General features: G+C 59.5%; 17 protein-coding genes. 13 read left to right on the plus strand and 4 right to left on the minus strand.

Annotated elements, in window-relative coordinates:
* Positions 1–74 precede the first annotated feature (74 nt).
* Together EKM04_RS20340 and EKM04_RS20345 are read left to right on the plus strand one after the other, a co-directional pair.
* Positions 75–1,853 (plus strand): heparinase II/III domain-containing protein, encoded by a 1,779-nt coding sequence (locus tag EKM04_RS20340; protein WP_183893074.1) that lies wholly within the window; start codon positions 75–77, stop codon positions 1,851–1,853.
* Between the two features lie 12 nt (positions 1,854–1,865).
* Positions 1,866–2,654, plus strand: coding sequence for a DUF7402 domain-containing protein (locus tag EKM04_RS20345; protein ID WP_183893075.1), 789 nt, complete (start codon positions 1,866–1,868; stop codon positions 2,652–2,654).
* Between the two features lie 12 nt (positions 2,655–2,666).
* Here EKM04_RS20345 and EKM04_RS20350 read toward each other — a convergent pair whose 3' ends face one another.
* Complete coding sequence (locus EKM04_RS20350) at positions 2,667–3,407, minus strand: FadR/GntR family transcriptional regulator (RefSeq protein WP_174155823.1); 741 nt, start codon at positions 3,405–3,407, stop codon at positions 2,667–2,669.
* Positions 3,408–3,634: 227 nt separating this feature from the next.
* Between EKM04_RS20350 and EKM04_RS20355 the strand changes: the two genes are divergently transcribed.
* Positions 3,635–3,832, plus strand: coding sequence for a Flp family type IVb pilin (locus EKM04_RS20355; protein ID WP_252094092.1), 198 nt, complete (start codon positions 3,635–3,637; stop codon positions 3,830–3,832).
* A gap of 12 nt (positions 3,833–3,844) precedes the next feature.
* Here EKM04_RS20355 and EKM04_RS20360 read toward each other — a convergent pair whose 3' ends face one another.
* A complete protein-coding gene (locus EKM04_RS20360) occupies positions 3,845–4,741 on the minus strand; it encodes a methyltransferase domain-containing protein (RefSeq protein WP_183893077.1) in 897 nt (298 codons plus the stop codon).
* A gap of 61 nt (positions 4,742–4,802) precedes the next feature.
* Here EKM04_RS20360 and EKM04_RS20365 point away from each other — a divergent pair, with 61 nt between their 5' ends.
* Genes EKM04_RS20365 through EKM04_RS20380 form a run of 4 tightly spaced genes read left to right on the plus strand, consistent with a single transcriptional unit; the run spans position 4,803 to position 7,209 of the window.
* Positions 4,803–5,579 (plus strand): ComF family protein, encoded by a 777-nt coding sequence (locus tag EKM04_RS20365; RefSeq protein WP_183893079.1) that lies wholly within the window; start codon positions 4,803–4,805, stop codon positions 5,577–5,579.
* Between the two features lie 45 nt (positions 5,580–5,624).
* Complete coding sequence (gene grxC, locus EKM04_RS20370) at positions 5,625–5,879, plus strand: glutaredoxin 3 (RefSeq protein ID WP_174155827.1); 255 nt, start codon at positions 5,625–5,627, stop codon at positions 5,877–5,879.
* A 44-nt stretch (positions 5,880–5,923) separates the two neighbouring features.
* Positions 5,924–6,784: a carbon-nitrogen hydrolase family protein gene (locus EKM04_RS20375; protein ID WP_174155828.1), complete on the plus strand. Its 861-nt coding sequence runs from the start codon at positions 5,924–5,926 to the stop codon at positions 6,782–6,784.
* Positions 6,781–7,209, plus strand: coding sequence for a DUF1178 family protein (locus tag EKM04_RS20380; RefSeq protein ID WP_183893081.1), 429 nt, complete (start codon positions 6,781–6,783; stop codon positions 7,207–7,209). The genes EKM04_RS20375 and EKM04_RS20380 overlap by 4 nt, the downstream gene beginning before the upstream one ends.
* A 4-nt stretch (positions 7,210–7,213) precedes the next feature.
* Here EKM04_RS20380 and ubiG read toward each other — a convergent pair whose 3' ends face one another.
* Positions 7,214–7,960: a bifunctional 2-polyprenyl-6-hydroxyphenol methylase/3-demethylubiquinol 3-O-methyltransferase UbiG gene (gene ubiG / locus EKM04_RS20385; RefSeq protein WP_183893083.1), complete on the minus strand. Its 747-nt coding sequence runs from the start codon at positions 7,958–7,960 to the stop codon at positions 7,214–7,216.
* A gap of 206 nt (positions 7,961–8,166) precedes the next feature.
* Here ubiG and EKM04_RS20390 point away from each other — a divergent pair, with 206 nt between their 5' ends.
* Positions 8,167–9,021 (plus strand): SH3 domain-containing protein, encoded by an 855-nt coding sequence (locus EKM04_RS20390; protein WP_183893084.1) that lies wholly within the window; start codon positions 8,167–8,169, stop codon positions 9,019–9,021.
* Between the two features lie 54 nt (positions 9,022–9,075).
* On the opposite strand, the gene EKM04_RS20395 is transcribed toward EKM04_RS20390, so the two are convergent.
* A complete protein-coding gene (locus EKM04_RS20395) occupies positions 9,076–10,923 on the minus strand; it encodes a DEAD/DEAH box helicase (protein ID WP_183893086.1) in 1,848 nt (615 codons plus the stop codon).
* A gap of 357 nt (positions 10,924–11,280) precedes the next feature.
* On the opposite strand from EKM04_RS20395, the gene EKM04_RS20400 reads away from it, so the two are divergent.
* The 5 genes from EKM04_RS20400 to EKM04_RS20420 all read left to right on the plus strand — a co-directional run bounded on the left by EKM04_RS20400 (position 11,281) and on the right by EKM04_RS20420 (position 18,240).
* Positions 11,281–12,558 carry an aspartate kinase gene (locus tag EKM04_RS20400; protein ID WP_174155833.1) on the plus strand — a complete coding sequence of 426 codons (1,278 nt, stop codon included), beginning with the start codon at positions 11,281–11,283 and terminating at the stop codon, positions 12,556–12,558.
* Between the two features lie 169 nt (positions 12,559–12,727).
* Positions 12,728–14,995, plus strand: a complete 2,268-nt coding sequence (gene ptsP / locus EKM04_RS20405) for a phosphoenolpyruvate--protein phosphotransferase (RefSeq protein WP_174155834.1) — start codon at positions 12,728–12,730, stop codon at positions 14,993–14,995.
* 29 nt (positions 14,996–15,024) lie between these two features.
* Positions 15,025–16,104 carry a peptide chain release factor 1 gene (prfA, locus tag EKM04_RS20410; RefSeq protein WP_183893088.1) on the plus strand — a complete coding sequence of 360 codons (1,080 nt, stop codon included), beginning with the start codon at positions 15,025–15,027 and terminating at the stop codon, positions 16,102–16,104.
* A complete protein-coding gene (gene prmC, locus EKM04_RS20415; protein ID WP_183893090.1) occupies positions 16,101–16,970 on the plus strand; it encodes a peptide chain release factor N(5)-glutamine methyltransferase in 870 nt (289 codons plus the stop codon). The genes prfA and prmC overlap by 4 nt, the downstream gene beginning before the upstream one ends.
* Positions 16,971–17,346: 376 nt before the next feature.
* A complete protein-coding gene (locus EKM04_RS20420; protein ID WP_183893092.1) occupies positions 17,347–18,240 on the plus strand; it encodes a DUF4167 domain-containing protein in 894 nt (297 codons plus the stop codon).
* The last annotated feature ends 741 nt before the right edge of the window (positions 18,241–18,981 follow it).

Genomic DNA, 18,981 nt, shown 5'->3' on the forward strand with positions numbered 1-18,981 from the left:
ATTCTCTGGAGATCGCGAAAGACGTATGATAGGAGCGTTGCTACCGAATATCGAACGCGCGGGAGGTCGAGGGCGTGTTTGCAGAACTGATACCGCTTCTGCCGCACCGGCTGGGCGATTTTGCCGCAGATCTCACCGCTGACAGTCTTCGCGCTGCTGCGTCGCAGGGTATCCACGCCCAGCTGGTTGATGCCGCGGCAAAGGCGCTCGATGAACCCTGGTCGGTTATCCTTGCAGGCGATTATTGGGAATATACGCAAAACGGTAATCGTTCCCGCTTCGAGACGCTCTATTTCTCCCGCCGTCTCAGGCTGAACGCGCTGGTTCTGGGCGAATGTATCGAAGGGCAGGGGCGTTTCCTGACGCAAATCATCGATGGCCTGTGGCTCATCTGCGAGGAAAGCGGCTGGCAATTGCCGGCGCATAATTCCCATATTCGCGGAGGTCCGCGCACGCCCCTTCCCGATCCGCAAAACCCTGTCATCGATCTCTTCGCAGCCGAGACGGCAGCCAATCTGGCGCTGGTCTCGCATCTGCTTTCGTCGCAACTGGACACCTTCGTTGTCGCGCGAATATCGCACGAAATCGATCGGCGCATCCTGGTGCCATACCTGTCGCGCCACTTCTGGTGGATGGGCAGTGGTGTGGAGCGAATGAACAACTGGACGGCGTGGATCACGCAGAACATTCTTCTCTCCACCTTCCTGCGCAGCACCGATCAGCCCACCCGCCGTGCCGTTACCGAGCAGGCGCTGAAAAGCCTCGATGCCTTCCAGAAAGACTACGCCGATGACGGCGCCTGCGAAGAAGGCGCGCTTTATTACGGACACGCGACGCTGTGCATGTTCACAAGCCTTGCGGTTCTGGGTGACGTTGCCCCCGGCGTGACCGACACACTCTTGCGCGAAGACAAGCTGCGCAATATGGCCGAATTCATTGGTCACATGCATGTGGCGGATGACAGCTTCTTCAATTTCGCAGATGCCCCGGCCCGGTTTCAAACCAGCGGCCTGCGCGAATATCTCGTCGGTAAAACCATTGCATCGCCTGATCTTCAGGCCTTTGCCTTCGATCGCTGGCAGCATTCGTCCAAGCGGTTGATGCAGGATGAGTGGAACCTGTGGTATCGCGTGCAGGCGGTGCTGACGGAACGGGAACTGGCCGAGGTCACTCTCCCGGCGCCTCAGAAGCGTGATATCTTTTATCCCGGCATTGAGCTTGCGATTGCGCGCGACGACGTCTTCGATCTCGCGGTCAAGGGTGGCAACAATGGCGAAAGCCATAACCACAACGATGTCGGCAGCATCACGCTTTACAAGCATGGTCGCCCTTTCCTCATTGATGTCGGCGTGGAAACCTACACGGCCAAGACCTTCTCGCCGCAGCGCTACGACATCTGGACCATGCAATCGGCTTTCCACAATTTGCCCAGCTTCGGCGGCGTGATGCAGAAGGACGGGGAAGCCTATACGGCGGGTGATTTCAAAGTCGATTTTGCCCCGGAAAAGGCCGAAATATCTCTGGATCTTGCCCGCGCCTATTCGCCAGACGCTGGCGTCCGCAGCTACACCAGAACCGTCCGGCTCGTCCGAGGCCAGCATGTCGAGATCGTCGACGACCATGAGGGCGAGCGCGAGGCCGTTCTGTCGCTTATGACAATCGACGCGCCCCGCATCGATGGCGATAGTCTGTTGGTCGGCGATCTCGGATCGATCGAGATCGAGGGAGCAGGCGTTCCCGCCACCGAAACCATTCGGATCGATGATCCGCGCCTGCGCCAGTCATGGCCGGGTACCATCCACCGCACCCTCATTCCGCTAAAAGGCAAACGCCTTCGCCTCGTCATCCGCTAAGGGAGAATGCCGATGAAGCTCACACTCAAAGTCGTCAACGCAGCCGGTGCCGTCCTGTCGCAATCCAGTTGTGACGATGAGGTCTTTCTGGTCTATCGCAATGACTACGCTGAAGGTGACCGGATCGTTGTCGAAGCGGAAAAGCCCGTTCATATCGATCTCAGCCTCGATGCGGGCATGCCGCCCGCGCGTCTTTTCATGGCGGCTACGAATTTCGCTCTCCCTGTGCCCTTCGGCTTGACGCGCAAGACCTATCCGCCGCAGGCATTTCTGGGAAATCTCCACCGCATTTCCGCCTGTTATGTCCATCCCGATGAGGCGTCGACACGTCGAAATCTCGCTCTCAATCCTTTCGACCATCATGATAACAACACCCTCTTTCCGCACGCCAAGGCCAATGTGGAAACGCGCGGCGAGGCCGTCTTTGCGGCACGCAATGCCATCGATGGCGAAAAGGCCAATACGGACCACGGCTTCTGGCCCTATACAAGCTGGGGTATCAACCAGGATCCGGCCGCGACCCTCACTCTCACCTTCGGCCGTCCGGTTTTGATCGATCAGATCACGCTGTATCTCAGGGCAGATTTTCCCCATGACGCCTGGTGGAACGAGGCCAGCATGACCTTCTCAGACGGGCATGTGCTGACCGTCCCGCTGGTGAAATCAGGTGCAGCTCAGGCTTTCCCCATGCTGCCTCGAACCGTGGAATGGGTGCGGTTGCACGATCTGAAAAAAGCCGACGACCCATCGCCGTTTCCGGCGCTGACACAGTTGGAGGTCTGGGGCGCCGATGCGCCTTAGGCACGGTGCGTTTCAGTTGGTGGCGATACCACGCAGATCGCGCATCATCTCGCGGTAGCGAATCTGGCTGCCGCGCAGGTGTTCCTGCATGGCAAGCTTTGCCGCCTGTTCGTTGCGATCTGAAATTGCCACGATGATTGCCTCATGTTCCCTGTGTATCAGGCGTCGATAGGCAGTCTGGTCAACCTCTTGCTGCTTGGGGACGAATTTGGATTGCGGAATGGCTGCCGGTCCGTGCAGTTCCAGAAACTGCGTGAACAGGGGATTGTTGGTCGCCGCCGCAATCGCGAAATGCAGCGCGAGATCCGCCTCGCGGATGGACTGGTTTGTCTCGATGCATTCCAGCACCTTGGCATGACACTCGAAAATCGCCTCTTCCTGCGAAGGCGACCGGCGAAGGGCTGCAAGTCCAGCTGCCTCGATTTCAAGCGGCGTGCGGATCTCCAGCACTTCCAGATCCGATGATAATCTCGCCTTGTCCACGACCGTGGCGGGACGCGCATTCTTTTCCGTCTTCAAGACAAAGATGCCCGCCCCCTGGCGGACTTCGACAAGCCCGTCATGGCGCAGCGCTGCAACCGCCTCCCGCACAACCGTTCGACTGACGCCGTGCTCTTCGGTCAGTTCGATCTCGCTCGGCAATCTGTCCCCAGGTCCATATCTCCCGGACGCGATCACCTCGCGCAAAATGCCGCTGAGCTGGCTGACGAGCGAGGCTCCGTTCTTAGGGCGCTCTTTTCCAATATGACGCATGTTGAGGGATCGCCCGGCGTTGAAAATGGATGTTTACAGCAAATACATATGATGAATTTTGATCAATATCAATCATTGTTCTATTTGTCAGATGATTGAATGCGTTTCCGTCTTTGGAACGCTCACTGTCCGTGTATGCTTTTGCTTCCAGCGCGTAACCAATTGAACATACAATTGCTGTAACATTCATCCCGTTGCAGCGACAGGACGGGTTAAGGGGTTTGGGCATGGCAGACCGAGCGGAATTTTTGATGCAGAAGCTCGTCGCGCTTTACGCGGACCGCGACGGCGCAACCGCCATCGAATACGGCCTCATCATTGCGCTCATCGCTTCGGCCATCATTGTCGGCATGCAAACCATCGGCACCAATATCACGGCGATCTTTCAGTTTCTGTCGGACACTTTCACCAACGCAATGGCCTGATCACCACGCAATTTAGTCGTCGTTCTTTGACGGCAGTTTGATTTCAGCGGTCTTCAACGCGTCGGCAAGACGCACCTTAGCAGAGCCCGGTTTCAGCGGTTTCTGCTGGCTTTCGTGCGGCGCCCAGCCTGAGACAAAAATGATCGAGAAGGTTGCGCGGATACGACCGTCCGGATCACTGTATTTCTCGGCATAAAGTTCGGCAGCACGCATGAAGAACCGCCGGTTCAGCGGTTTTCTGCTGCGTCCCGTCAGCGGGTTGGACATGCCCATGGCCCTGAGATCGCGCATCAAAGGCAGGATCGAATCGTACCGCACCGTATAGGTCTCCGTATCCGTCACCGGCAGGGCAAATCCGGCCCTTTGCAGCAAAGCACCGACATCCCGCACATCGGCGAAAGGAATGACGCGCGCGCTGGCCCCGCCACTCAACTCTATTTCAGTGGATAAAAGCACATCGCGCAGCTCCTGCAAGGTGCCAGCACCGGGAATGGCGGCCATAAACAGACCATCGGGCTTCAAGGCCCGGCGGATCTGGATCAGCGTGCCTGGCGTGTCGTTGGTGAGATGAAGGCTGAGCGGCGAGACGATCAGATTGGCCGATGATGGCTCGAGCGGCAGGTGCTCGATGGGCGCTATCTCGAGTGGTTCGTCACCATTGGCAAAAGCAGCATCCATCTCGACGCGCTTGACGGCTCCGACCTTGCCTGTGTCGAGAATGCGCCGTGCCGTGATGCCGGTCGCGCCATGCAGTTCGACGGCGTTATCAAAATGCCGCTCAACGATGGCGAGACGGTCTGCCAGCTCGTCTGCGGCAAGATCCAGCAGGAAAAGCGCCTTGTCGTCGCGCGAGCGCCATGCGCGCTTGCGATTCTTCTCGATCAACGCCGCGTCGAAAACAATGTCCATACCGTCATCCATCCAAACTTTGCTGTCGCAAAGGCACCCGTTCGCGCTTATTGTCAACCGCATGCACCCTTGGGAAAAGCCATTTTCGAGCAACGTCGGCATGGGCGCCCTGCGCGGCCTTTGGGGTGCCGTGGCCAATTTCGTTTATCCACCGTCCTGTGTGGGGTGTGGGTGCAAGACGACATCGGGCGGTGCGCTGTGCGTGGAATGCTGGGCAGGCGTACAGTTCATCGAGCGACCCTATTGCGAAGTTTTAGGCATTCCTTTTGCACGAGATCACGGCCCGGGCATCCTCAGCGCCAAAGCCATCGCAGAGCCGCCGCCCTTTGCTCGCCTGCGCGCCGCTGCCGTGCATGACGGTCCCGCCAGAAAGCTCGTCCATCAGCTGAAATATCTCGACCGCACCGACCTTGCCCGCCTCATGGCGTCCTGGATGCTTCGGGCAAGCGATGGCACTGTCGCTAGCTGTGATTGCATTGTGCCGGTTCCCCTGCACAGACGTCGCTTTCTCGCCCGCCGCTTCAACCAGTCGGCCGAGCTTGCTCGCCATCTCTCGGCGCTGTCCGGCAAACCCTTTCTGTCATCCACTCTGGTGCGCATCAAACCCACCAGCAGACAGGTCGGGCTGTCGGCAAAGGCGCGCAAGCAGAATGTGCGTGGTGCCTTTGCGATTGCGCCGGGCCGTGAGGCCGACATCATCGGCAAGCGCGTCGTACTTGTCGATGATGTCTACACGACCGGCGCCACGGTTGCGGCAGCCGCCCGCAGGCTGAAGAAGGCCGGTGCGTCGGATGTGACCGTTTTGACCTTTGCAATGGCGATGTCCGGTCCTATATGACACGCACCAATTGGGTTTCCTCGGATATGGCAAAGGTTGACAACAATGGCTTCCGTCACGATCTACACACGCGATTTCTGCGGCTTTTGCGCCCGTGCAAAGGCTCTCCTGGAAAGCAAGGGCGTTGATTTCACCGAATACAATGCCACCACAAATCCCGACTATCGTCAGGAGATGATGGACAAATCCGGCGGCAATACCTTCCCGCAGATCTTCATCGGTGAAAAACATGTTGGCGGTTGCGACGACCTCCACGCGCTGGACCGCGATGGCAAGCTGGACGCGCTTCTGGCCGCCTGACAGCGCGACAACATCAGAGAAAAGACGAACAGGAAAAGACGCAGATGAGTTTCAGGGCTGCCGCACTCCAGATGTGCTCGGGCACAAATCCCAAGGCAAACGCTGACACGATGGAGCGCCTCATTCGCGCGGCGGCTGAGCAGGGCGCTGTCTATGTGCAGACACCGGAAATGACCGGCGCGATCCAGAAGGACCGAGATGCCCTCCGGGCTTGCCTCAAGGACGAGAAGGGCGACATCATCGTTCTGACAGCGGCAAAGCTTGCGCGCGAACTCGGCATCTACGTCCATGTCGGCTCCACGGCGATTGCCCGCACAGACGGCAAGATCGCCAATCGCGGCTTCCTGTTTGCGCCCGACGGCGAGCGGATCTGCACCTATGACAAGATCCATATGTTCGACGTCGATCTCGACAATGGCGAAAGCTGGCGGGAAAGTTCGGCCTATGAACCCGGCAGGCAAGCCCGCGTCGCGGATTTGGCCTTGGCGAAGTTCGGCTTTGCGATCTGCTACGATGTCCGCTTCCCGACCCTGTTTCGTGCAGAAGCGCTGGCCGGAGCAGAGGTTTTGACCGTTCCCGCAGCCTTCACCAAGCAAACGGGTCAGGCGCATTGGGAGATACTGCTGCGCGCCCGTGCCATCGAAAACGGTGCCTTCGTTATCGCCGCTGCGCAAGGCGGCGTGCATGAGGACGGACGCGAAACATTCGGTCACTCCATGATCGTTGATCCCTGGGGTGAGGTGCTGGCGATCGCAGGCGGTGAAGGCGAGGAGATCGTGCTGGCGGATATCGATCCGACCGCCGTCTCCGGTGCGCGGGGCAAAATTCCCAATCTCAGGAATGCCCGTGAGTTCGATCTCGATATGGTGAGAAATACCGTCGTGCTGGGAGCGCAGGCTCAGTGATCCGCTACGCGCTCAGTTGCGAAAAAGCACATGCGTTCGAAGGCTGGTTTTCCGGCAGCGCGGATTACGATGCGCAACTGGCCCGCGGCTTGATCGCCTGTCCGGTCTGCGGTTCGCCCAAGGTCGGCAAGATGTTGATGGCCCCTTCCGTCTCCACCGCGGGGGAGAAGGAGGCGACGCGAACGCTGGCCATGGATACGGCCCAGAAACAGGCCTTTGCTAAGATCAGGGAAACACTGGCCAGCATTCGTGGGAATGCTGAAGACGTCGGCGACAAGTTCCCCGAAGAAGCGCGCAAGATCCACTATGGTGAAACGGAAGAACGCGGCATCATCGGGCAGGCGTCACCGCAGGAAGCCAAGGCGCTGATTGAGGAGGGCATCGCGGTTGCGCCGCTCCCCGTTCTGCCGGATGATGTCAACTGATGCGTCAGGCGGCACGTTTGGTCAGGATCATGTAGTTCACATCCATGTCCGGCGAGAGGTTCCAGCGATCCTGTAGGACGTTGTAGAACACGCCTGTGCGGTGGATGACCTGCATGCCGTTGGCAACGATCGGCTTTTCCAGCTCGTCAGGGCGCACCAGCTTCTCGTATTGATGCGTTCCGCGCGGCAACCAGCGCAGCACGTTCTCGGCCGCAAAGATCGCCAGCGCGCGCGCCTTGAGCGTCCGGTTGATGGTGGCGGCAAACATCAGCCCGCCGGGGCGCACCATCTTGGCGCAGGTGCCGACGAACAGATCGACATTGGCCACATGCTCGACCACCTCCATGTTGAGAATGATGTCGAATGTTTCGCCAGCCTCGAACAGCTGCTCTGCCGTCACCGCGCGGTAGTCCACATCGACGTTGTTTTCCCGGGCATGCGTGGAGGCAATGCCGATGTTCTTTTCAGAGGGATCGGCCCCCACAACGGTAGCGCCCATTTTCGCCATGGGTTCGGAGAGCAGACCACCACCGCAGCCGATGTCGAGAACGCGCAGGCCTTCAAGCGGTCGGTTTGCTCTCGGGTCACGGCCAAAATTTTCGCAGGCGCGGTTGCGGATATACTCCAGGCGAACCGGGTTGAACTTGTGCAAGGGCCGGAACTTGCCCGTCGGGCTCCACCATTCGGCAGCCATGGCGGAGAACCTGTCCACTTCGCTCTGGTCGACGGTCGTCTTTGCGGCTTCGCTCATGGGTCGTGCTCCTTCTCATTTATCCCTGAAGTCGGATGCTTGACCGGCGAAGTCAAGGGGCGGCGCTGCCAAGGCTTCGGTATGCGGCGTGAGGGAACCGTTATAATGGGTCTTTCGTTTCATGCTGCGTTCATCATCGTGCGCGTATTTTCAAAGAGTTAAAAGCCTCTAACGGCGACCAAGCCTTTGCTTGAGGGAGAATAAACGTGAAGAAGAAACTGTTTGGTGCCTTTGCGCTGCTCGCGCTTGTCGCCGCCCCGGCGCTGGCGCAAGCTGCGACGCAAGGGTTTTCCACCGCCAACGTCAACATGCGGTCCGGTCCCAGCACCGCCTATCCAGCCGTCGTCGTCATCCCCAATGGCGCGCCGCTGACGATTCATGGCTGCCTGTCGGATACGCCCTGGTGCGACGTGTCGTTCAGCTATGGCCGTGGCTGGGTAGCCGGACGTTACGTCCAGGCAGTCTACCGGCAGAACCGGGTCTATGTAGAGCCACGCTATTATCGTGATCTCGGCGTGCCGATCATCACCTTCGAAGCGGGACGCTACTGGGACCGTTATTACCGCGACCGAGATTTCTACCGCGAGCGTGACCGTTGGCGCCGCCCGTCGGGTGGTTATTGGAACGCCCCGCCACCCCGTGCGGGATACGATCGCCCGCGTCCGCGCGACGATTGGCGTGACCAGCGCGGCCGTGATGACTGGCGTGACAACCAGCGGGGCCGCGGGCCCAATGATGGCCGCTGGGAGGAGCGCTACGGCGATTGGGACCAGAACGATCGCCAGCGTCCGCCGATGCGCGATCGTGATAACGACCGCCAGCGTTGGGACAACGACAATCGCGACCGTGATCGCGACCGCGACGACAACAGAGGTCGCAACCGTGATTTCCAGAATGATGAGACGCAGCGCCGTCAAGCCGAGGAAGGCCGTCGTCGCCCAGATACCAATCAGGTACAGCCACAGGCGCCACAGGCGCCTCAGCTCCAGCCACAACCGCCCGCACAGGGTGGTCAGCAGTTCGGTTGCATCGTCGGGTCTCCCGGTTGCCCGCAGCCTTGATGGATCCAACACTATAACGAAAAAACCCGGCGGATCATCTCCGCCGGGTTTTTGTTAGCTGCGATCTTTTTTCTTAGGCGCGCGCTTTTCGAAAGGCTTGTCCTTTTTGCCATCGAACTGTGCCGGTCTGTCACCGGCAGGCGCTGCCTTTTTCTTCCAGGGCTTGTCGTCCGTGCGACGCTCGCCGCCAGCCGAGGACTTTTCAGCGAATTTCCGCTGCGGCTTTGACGGCCGCGTGTCTTCGCGCGCTCCGCCGGTCATGTCGGGTTTGCCGTCCATGGCCTTCACGCGGATGCCCTTTTCCAGCATCATGTCCTTGCCGAGCGCCGAGGTAAAACGGTCAACCGCATCGGCGGCCAGTTCCACGTAGGTCTCGGTCTGCTGCATGCGGATCGCGCCGATATCCTGACGCGTCAGCTTGCCGAAGCGGCACAGCATGGGAATAAGCCAGCGTGGTTCGGCATTCTGCTTGCGACCGACCGATAGCGTGAACCATCCGCTGTCGGAAAAGTCCGAGCGATCCCGGCGCGGCTCATTGTTTTCAACGGTCTCGAAACCGTCGCGGCGTGGCTTGCGGCTACCATCCAGCGACACCTCGGCGATGTCTTCCGGTGCGGAACGACCCGCATGGTAGAGACGCACGAAAGCAGCCGCGACCTTTTCGGCGCCATGCTGTTCCAGCAGCTTTGTCACGAAATCGCGCTCGTCATCACCAACATTCTCGGTCAGCGACGCATCGGCCAGCAGGCGTTCGCCATCCCGCTGGGTGATTTCCTCGGCAGATGGCGGGCGAACCCAGGCCGGGCTGACCTTGGCGCCTTCAAGCAGCCGTTCCGCCTTGCGGCGCTGGCTCATCGGTACGATGATGGCGCTGATACCCTTCTGGCCCGCGCGACCGGTGCGGCCGGAGCGGTGCAGAAGCGTGTCGGAATTGGTCGGAAGATCGGCATGGATGACGAGTTCCAGACCCGGCAGGTCGATACCGCGTGCGGCAACGTCGGTTGCCACGCAAACGCGGGCACGGCCGTCACGCATGGCTTGCAGTGCGTGTGTCCGTTCGTTCTGGCTCAATTCGCCAGACAGAGCCACGACGGAAAAGCCGCGATTGTTCAGACGCGCCGTAAGATGATTGACGGCGGCGCGGGTCGAGCAGAACACGATGGCGTTGCGGGCTTCGTAAAAGCGCAGCGCATTGATGATGGCGTTTTCGCGGTCGGACGGCGACACCACCATGGCGCGGTATTCGATGTCGACATGCTGCTTCTGTTCGGATGTCGTGGCCACGCGCACGGCATTCTTCTGGTAGCTTTCGGCCAGCTTGGCAATGCTGCGCGAAACGGTGGCCGAAAACATCAGGGTGCGGCGGTCGGATGGCGATTCTTCGAGAATGAATTCCAGATCCTCGCGGAAACCGAGGTCCAGCATTTCGTCGGCCTCATCCAGCACCACGGCGCGAATGGACGACAGGTCCAGCGCCTTGCGCTTGATGTGGTCGCAAAGGCGTCCCGGCGTGCCGACGATAATATGGGCACCGCGCTCCAGCGCACGGCGCTCGGCTCTGATGTCCATGCCGCCAACGCAGGATGCGATGGAAACGCCAGTGAATTCGTAGAGCCACTCCAGCTCGCGCATCACCTGCATGGCCAGTTCGCGGGTCGGGGCGATGGCGATGCCCAGTGGCGCTCCGGCCTGGCCGAAACGGCCGTTCTTCTGAAGCAGCGTCGGCGCAATGGCCATGCCAAAGGCAACGGTCTTGCCAGAGCCCGTCTGGGCGGAAACCAGCGCGTCCTGTCCGTCCAGTTCAGGGGCAAGCATGGCCTTCTGAACAGGGGTCAAATCTTTGTAGCCGCGTTTTTCCAACGCCTGTGCAATCGCCGGGGCGATACCCTGGGTTTCTGTCATCTACCGTCTTTCGGATATTGGGCTGCCTGCATCCGCTCGAAACCATTAGATCATAAGGGTCATAAAGCAGCCGATACCGGCCATTTTGGCCATTCAGCCAGTTGAATTGACGCGCTCATACTGCGGATAGGCGCGTTTGTACAGACCAAAGCGGTACGCTCGTCGCATCGAATGGTGCTTGTGAGAGCTTCACCCCTGAAAAAAAGGCGTACCGCCCGGTCCATAAACGGCATTGCGTGGACCATGCCTTTTCGCTATGAGACCCGCAACTTGAGGCCTTGTTTCTACGAGGGGCCGACTGGGTTGGGCTCTTGTCCGTCATATCAGGCGGTAAAATGGGATGGTACTGGTCACACTATGGCTCGCATTGTCATGAAATTCGGCGGCACATCCGTCGCAAATCTCGAACGCATTCACAATGTCGCACGGCATGTGAAACGCGAAGTGGACGCTGGCCATGAAGTGGCCGTTGTCGTCTCCGCCATGTCCGGCAAGACCAACGAGCTGGTGGAATGGGTTCAGAACACGCCCAAGGTTGCCGGTTCAAAGGAAACATCCTTTTACGACGCGCGCGAATACGATGCCATCGTCGCCTCCGGCGAACAGGTCACCTCGGGCCTTCTGGCCATCGCCTTGCAATCGATGGGCGTCAATGCCCGCTCGTGGCAGGGCTGGCAGATTCCCATCCGCACCGATAATGCCCACGGTGCTGCCCGAATCCTCGAAATCGACGGTTCCGATATCGTTCGCCGCATGGGCGAGGGACAGGTCGCTGTCGTCGCCGGTTTCCAGGGTCTTGGGCCGGATAACCGTATCGCGACGCTCGGTCGCGGCGGGTCGGATACCTCAGCCGTCGCCATCGCCGCTGCGGTGAAAGCAGATCGTTGCGACATCTATACCGATGTCGACGGTGTCTACACCACCGATCCGCGCATCGTGCCAAAGGCGCGCCGCCTGAAGAAGGTCGCCTTCGAGGAAATGCTGGAAATGGCATCCTTGGGCGCAAAGGTTTTGCAGGTTCGCTCCGTCGAGCTTGCCATGGTGCACAAGGTTCGGACCTTCGTGCGCTCCAGTTTCGAGGATCCCGATGCGCCGGGCATGGGTGACCTTATCAATCCGCCCGGTACTTTGATTTGTGACGAGGAAGAAATCGTGGAACAGGAAGTCGTAACCGGCATCGCCTATGCCAAGGATGAAGCACAAATCTCGCTGCGCCGCTTGTCAGATCGGCCGGGCGTGTCCGCTGCCATCTTCGGACCTTTGGCCGAATCCCATATCAATGTCGATATGATCGTACAGAACATCTCTGAAGATGGCTCGCGCACCGACATGACGTTTACGGTTCCCTCCGGCGACATGCCAAAGGCCATCAAGGTTCTGGAAGACAACAAGAGCCAGATCGGCTTTGATGTCGTTCAGAATGAGACCGGTCTTGCCAAGGTGTCGGTCATCGGCATCGGCATGCGCAGCCACGCCGGTGTTGCCGCAAGTGCTTTCAAGGCACTTGCTGAAAAAAATATCAACATCAAGGCCATCACGACGTCGGAAATCAAGATTTCCATTCTTATTGACGGCGCCTATGCGGAACTTGCAGTTCGTACTTTGCATTCTGCCTACGGTCTGGATAAGAGTTGATTCTGTAACGTCGGTACACGTCATCCGATTCTTGTGGAGACGATGATTGATCGACGGTAAATCGACTGCGCATCCCTGCCGTCCGGCTTGCTGTGCAGGCTTTGTTTTGGTGGGTTCTTCCACGCGGGTCATCTCGCCCCGCATGTGAAGGTGTCAGGGAGCACACGCGATGAGAGACCTATCTGCAGGTCCACGTGTTCTTCTCAAGCGGCTTCGCGAAATGATGGCGGAGCATCTTGAGCCGCAGGAGCGCCTCGACCAGATTGTCCGGCAAATTGCCAGTAACATGGTGGCGGAGGTGTGTTCCGTCTACGTGCTGCGTTCCGACAGCGTTCTCGAGCTCTATGCCACCGAGGGTCTGAACAAGGACGCAGTCCATCTCGCCCAGTTGAAAATGGGGCAGGGTCTTGTCGGCACCATCGCCGCATCCGCCCAGCCGCTCAATCTTTCCGATGCGCAGGCCCATCCCGCTTTCCGCTATCTCCCTGAAACCGGTGAAGAAATTTATCATTCCTTCCTGGGTGTGCCGATTTTGAGATCCGGTCGCACTCTTGGCGTTCTTGTCGTTCAGAACAAGACCAGCCGAACCTACCGGGAGGATGAAGTTGAGGCACTCGAAACCACCGCGATGCTCATTGCTGAAATCGTAGCGAGCGGTGAATTGAAAACCATAACCCGTCCCGGCGTCGAGCTGGACCTGACGCGGGCCGTCTCCATCGATGGAGATGCCTATGGCGAAGGTCTTGGCCTCGGTCATGTTGTTTTGCATGATCCGCGCATCGTCGTCACCAATCTCCTCAACGAAGACGCGGAGATGGAAACCCATCGCCTGGCGGAAGCCATCGGTTCGCTGCGCCTGTCCATCGATGACATGTTGAATCGCCGTGATGTCGCCACTGAAGGTGAGCACCGCGAGGTGCTGGAAACCTACCGCATGTTCGCTCATGACCAGGGCTGGGTGCGGCGCATGGAAGAGGCCATCCGCAACGGTCTGACGGCGGAAGCTGCTGTCGAAAAGGTCCAGAGCGACACCAAGGCGCGGATGATGCGCCTGACGGACCCCTATTTGCGCGAGCGGATGCACGACTTCGACGATCTGGCCAACCGCCTGCTGCGCCAGTTGATCGGCTATGGCGGACGTGGACCGGAGCAGGATTTTCCGGCCGACGCCATCGTGCTGGCCCGCGCCATGGGCGCTGCCGAACTGCTGGATTATCCGCGTGAAAAGCTGCGCGGTCTCGTATTGGAGGACGGCGCGGTCACCAGCCACGTCGTCATCGTTGCCCGTGCCATGGGCATTCCCATCATCGGGCAGGTCGCGGGCATCGTGGCGCTGGCGGAGAACAATGATCCGATCATCATCGATGGCGATGACGGAAAGGTGCATTTGCGTCCCGTCGTGGATTTGCAGCGGGCCTATGAGGAAAAGGTGCGGCTGCGGGCCAAGCGTCAGGAACAGTTCCGGGCGTTGCGCGATGTCGAGCCGGTCACCAAGGACGGCGTGCGCGTCGATCTGAAAATGAATGCCGGGCTTCTGGTCGATTTGCCGCAACTGGAAGAGTCCGGTGCAGACGGTATCGGCCTGTTCCGCACCGAGCTGCAATTCATGATCGCCTCGACCATGCCCAAGGGCGAGGAGCAGGAGGCGTTTTATCGTAGCGTTCTGCGCAATGCCAAGGGCAAGCCGGTCACCTTCCGCACGCTGGATATCGGTGGCGACAAGGTCGTCTCCTACATGCGCGGTCAGGAAGAGGAAAATCCGGCCCTCGGCTGGCGCGCCATCCGCCTGTCGCTGGATCGTCCCGGCCTGATGCGCACCCAGATGCGTGCACTGCTGCGCGCCGCGTCGGGTGCCGAACTGCGCATCATGCTGCCGATGATCACCGAAGTGGCTGAAATCCGCGCCGCACGTGAGCTGTTCCAGAAGGAAGTGCAGCACCTGTCGAAATTCGGCCATTCCCTGCCGCGCAAGCTGCAATTCGGCGCCATGCTCGAAGTGCCCTCGCTGATGTGGCAGCTGGATGAGTTGATGGCGGAGGTTGATTTCGTGTCGGTCGGCTCCAACGATCTTTTCCAGTTCACCATGGCGGTGGATCGCGGCAATGCGCGCGTGTCGGATCGGTTCGACAATCTCGGCAAACCCTTCCTGCGCATTCTGCGCGATATCGTTCGCGCCGGTATTCGCAACAAGACCAAGGTCACGCTGTGCGGCGAAATGGCCAGCAAGCCCTTGTCTGCCATGGCCCTGATCGGGCTGGGCTTCCGCTCGGTTTCCATGTCCCCCACGTCCATCGGCCCGGTCAAGGCCATGTTGCTGGGGCTGGATGTGGCGACCTTGTCGGAGGCGCTGGAAGCATCGCTGGACGACCAAAAGTCGGTGGAAAGTCCACGCCAGCTGCTTTTGCGCTTTGCGGCGGCCCATTCTATCCCTATCTGAGAGCCAACAGAAATTGGAGTGCATGACAGGTGGCCAAGCTCCCCGTCGAAAAAATGCGTGAGCTTGAGCGTCGCTTCGGTGAAATCGAAGCGCGCATGGCGTCCGGCCCGGCCGCAGACGTCTACGTCAAGCTCGCCTCGGAATATTCGGAACTGCAGCCGGTCGTCAAAACCATTCGCGAATACGAAAAGGCGCTGGCCGAAACATCTGATCTGGACGCGATCCTGGCAGACAGGTCTGTCGACAAGGACATGCGCGATCTGGCCGAAGAGGAACTGCCTGCGCTCCACGAGCGCATAGAGCAGCTCGAAAAAGACATGCAGATCCTTCTTCTGCCCAAGGATGCAGCCGACGAGAAAAGCGCCATCGTCGAAATCCGTGCCGGAACCGGTGGCTCGGAAGCCGCTCTTTTCGCAGGCGATCTGTTTCGCATGTATGAACGCTTTTCCAGCACCAAGGGCTGGAAGGTCGAGACGCTCTCTGCCAGCGAAGGCGAGGCGGGTGGCTACAAGGAAATCATCGCCACCATCACCGGGCGCGGCGTATTTTCCAAATTGAAGTTCGAATCCGGCGTTCACCGTGTCCAGCGTGTGCCCGATACCGAGGCCAGCGGCCGCATCCACACCTCGGCGGCCACCGTCGCCGTTTTGCCGGAAGCCGAAGAGATCGACATTGAAATCCGTGCCGAAGACATCCGCATCGATACGATGCGCGCCTCGGGTGCCGGCGGCCAGCACGTCAACACGACGGACTCGGCTGTGCGCATCACCCATCTGCCCACCGGCCTCATTGTCACCTCATCGGAAAAGTCGCAGCACCAGAACCGGGCAAAAGCCATGCAGGTCCTGCGCTCGCGGCTTTACGATATCGAGCGCCAGAAGGTCGATAATGAACGGTCCGCTGACCGCAAAAGCCAGGTCGGTTCGGGAGATCGCTCAGAGCGCATCCGTACCTACAACTTCCCGCAGGGACGCGTGACGGATCACCGCATCAATCTCACGCTCTACAAGCTCGACCGCATGATCGAAGGCGATATCGATGAAATGGTCGATGCCCTGATCGCCGATTATCAGGCAGGCCAACTGGCCCAGCTGGGCGAGCAACAGTGACACTGACGGTCGATGCGCTGGTCGCACGGACGCGAAAGCGGCTGGAGCCCGCGGCCATCTCCGATCCTCTTGGCGATGCGCGGTTGCTGATCGGCGAGGTCATCGGCTTTTCGCTGACGGATTTCGTGCTGAGCGGCAGCCGTTTGGTGAGCGATGATGAGGCAGCGCAGGTCGCAATCATGGCCGAGCGTCGGTCAACGGGCGAGCCTGTTCACCGCATTCTCGGGCACCGCGAATTTTACGGTCTCGATTTCACCCTGTCTTCCGGCACGCTGGAACCCAGACCGGATACGGAAGTGCTGGTGGATGCTGTTTTGCCCCATCTGCGGCGCATCGTTCAGGACAAAGGCCATGCGCGGCTTCTCGACATGGGCATTGGCACCGGCGCCATCTGTCTGGCGCTGCTTCACGAATGCCCGGACGTTACGGGTATCGGCAGCGACATCTCGCGGGATGCCATGCAGACGGCGCGTCAAAACGCGCAACGTCATGGTTTGGATGAGCGGTTCCAGACCGTCGAAAGCAACTGGTTCGACCACATTGACGGGCGCTTTGACATCATCGTGTCGAACCCGCCCTATATAAAGCGCGATGTCATTCGAACCCTGGATCGGGACGTGCGTAATTTCGATCCTGTAGCCGCGCTCGATGGTGGCGAGGACGGTCTTGAACCTTACCGTGCCATTGCCGAAAAAGCTGTGGATTTTCTGGAAGATGGCGGGTTGATCGGGCTGGAAATCGGCTATGATCAGAAAACCGACGTCACATCCATTTTCGTGGCTCACGGCTATCAATGTCTGCAAGCGGTGAAGGACTATGGCAGTAACGACCGCGCCTTGATCTTTTCCAGACAGAAAGTGCAATAGCGATATTGGTTTTGTGCAAGGATATTTTGCACAGCAAAAGAAAAGGCTTGGTTTTCCGCAGGAAGCGGGCTAGTTTGCCGCCACATGCTGGGTGGCTGAAGGCGGAATTAGATTCGCCTGGGTATGGATCAGTCCCGAAGCGGGTTTTTGTGGAAACCCTGAAGGCTGGGCATTCCCGGCATGTGATTCAGGAAACTTTGTTCGCAGGCGGCTCGATGCAGCATTTGCGCATCCGGGCATACACGCGAAGTCTTGTCCTTTGGTGCAAGTCGCGGAATGGGAGCAATTTCGGAAAACCGGACTTTGATATGCGTCCTTCCGTTATTGCATCGTAACAACGAAATTATCAGAAAAACAGAATTCAGGTGAGCAATTGATGAGGCCAGGACAGCAGCAAAACAAGCGCGGCCGTGGGCGTGGTAGCAACAACAATGGCGGCGGTGGTGGCGGCAGCAGCAATGGTGGCGGTAATAACAACTTCAACCGCAAGGGCGGCAATCCGCTCACCAGAAGCTATGACAGTTCCGGCCCGGACGTTAAAATCCGTGGCACCGCCCAGCACATAGCTGAAAAATACGCCACACTCGCACGTGATGCTCAAAGCTCTGGCGACCGCGTCATGGCCGAAAACTATTTGCAGCACGCTGAGCATTATAACCGCATCATTGCCTCCGCGCAGGCCCAGATGCAGGAACGTTTCCAGCGCGATGAGCGCGGGGAATTCCAGCAGGACCGTGATGGTGATGAGATAGACGGCGATGATAACGACGACGTCATGATCTCCATGCCCGCCTCGCATGATCAGCCAGACCAGCAGCGTACGCAGCGCAACGATCAGCCCCAGCGCAACGACCAGCCCGAGCGGCAGGATCGCCCTGAGCGTTCCGAACGTCAGGATCGTCCTGAGCGCCAGGACCGCAACGAACGCCGCGACCGTCGTGAGCGGCCCGCCCGCCAGGAACGCCAGCCGCGCGAAGCGCAGGATGAGAACGCTGTTTCTCCCGTTGCCGCCGCTCCGGTCGTGAATGCACCTGTTTACGACGCGAGTTCTGCTCCGCAGCCGATCATCGAAGGCACACCGAAAGAGGTGGCCGTCGAAGAGGAATCGCAGGCAAATGCTGCTGCGACCGAGCGGGCCCCACGCCGCGCCCGCAGCACGACACCGCGCCCCCGTCGCCCCCGCCGCACGGCAGGCAGCGAAGATGGCGAAGCCGCGCCGGAAGGCTCAGAGGGTGGCGACGCCCCGGCGCTCGAAAAAGTAACCGAATAGGCTTAAAGCCTTTCCAGGAAAAGGGGACACCGGTTTTCCGTCCGGAAAGGCGCCAGAACAAAGGTTGAGAGCGTTTTTACAATTCGAAGAAAAGCGCAAACGCTCTAGACGTTTCGGTACACTCTCATTTGAAAACCCCGGCGTGCCGGGGTTTTTTTCGTCCAGGCGGAGGGAGCGCTCACCTACGCCTTCATCACCATGAGACCGTGTGGGATCAGCTGCGACGTTCAAGACGGCCAATGAGCCCGCCCCCAGCTGATCTCCCCCCTTGTAGGGGAGATGCCCGGCAGGGCAGAGGGGGGCGAGCGGCACATTCAGACCCTCATCAAAATTACTTCCCAACCAAATCAATACCTTACCCGAAAACCGCAAAAAACAGCAAAAAACACCCCGCAGTTTTCTCCACGGCGTGCGAATCGCCCGCACACTGGTCCCGTTCCGCCCTCGGATACACCGCAAGGCGTTGCGGCGAGGCGGAACCGGCGCTGGTGGTGAGGGGGTACGCAACCCCTCATCGCCGGGGTCCGGCAGCGAATCCCCCCGGCGGCAACGGGTGGGGCGTGGCACCGGTTTCGGACCGGCCGGTGCACCGCTCCCGATGTTCGGACCGGATCGGCATGCCTGCCTCGAATATCCTGACGGGTTTCGAGATCCAGGCATTGCCGCTCCTGTCCGCCCGCCGCCGGGTGTACCGACAGCTCATCGGCTCCTGGTCGAACGCGACCGTGAGGAGTTTGAAGC

The organism is Rhizobium skierniewicense Ch11 (genome assembly GCF_023757665.1).
Classification (GTDB): Bacteria; Pseudomonadota; Alphaproteobacteria; order Rhizobiales; family Rhizobiaceae; genus Agrobacterium; species Agrobacterium skierniewicense.

What these genes read in the sequence shown, in the direction of transcription:
- EKM04_RS20355 (WP_252094092.1), top strand. Translation starts at nt 3,635, where the DNA reads ATGGCAGACCGAGCGGAATTTTTGATGCAGAAGCTCGTCGCGCTTTAC.
- EKM04_RS20350 (WP_174155823.1), bottom strand. Translation starts at nt 3,407, where the DNA reads ATGCGTCATATTGGAAAAGAGCGCCCTAAGAACGGAGCCTCGCTCGTC.
- EKM04_RS20360 (WP_183893077.1), bottom strand. Translation starts at nt 4,741, where the DNA reads ATGGACATTGTTTTCGACGCGGCGTTGATCGAGAAGAATCGCAAGCGC.
- EKM04_RS20375 (WP_174155828.1), top strand. Translation starts at nt 5,924, where the DNA reads ATGAGTTTCAGGGCTGCCGCACTCCAGATGTGCTCGGGCACAAATCCC.
- EKM04_RS20400 (WP_174155833.1), top strand. Translation starts at nt 11,281, where the DNA reads ATGGCTCGCATTGTCATGAAATTCGGCGGCACATCCGTCGCAAATCTC.
- EKM04_RS20345 (WP_183893075.1), top strand. Translation starts at nt 1,866, where the DNA reads ATGAAGCTCACACTCAAAGTCGTCAACGCAGCCGGTGCCGTCCTGTCG.
- EKM04_RS20420 (WP_183893092.1), top strand. Translation starts at nt 17,347, where the DNA reads ATGAGGCCAGGACAGCAGCAAAACAAGCGCGGCCGTGGGCGTGGTAGC.
- grxC (WP_174155827.1), top strand. Translation starts at nt 5,625, where the DNA reads ATGGCTTCCGTCACGATCTACACACGCGATTTCTGCGGCTTTTGCGCC.
- EKM04_RS20395 (WP_183893086.1), bottom strand. Translation starts at nt 10,923, where the DNA reads ATGACAGAAACCCAGGGTATCGCCCCGGCGATTGCACAGGCGTTGGAA.
- ubiG (WP_183893083.1), bottom strand. Translation starts at nt 7,960, where the DNA reads ATGAGCGAAGCCGCAAAGACGACCGTCGACCAGAGCGAAGTGGACAGG.
- EKM04_RS20365 (WP_183893079.1), top strand. Translation starts at nt 4,803, where the DNA reads ATGCACCCTTGGGAAAAGCCATTTTCGAGCAACGTCGGCATGGGCGCC.
- ptsP (WP_174155834.1), top strand. Translation starts at nt 12,728, where the DNA reads ATGAGAGACCTATCTGCAGGTCCACGTGTTCTTCTCAAGCGGCTTCGC.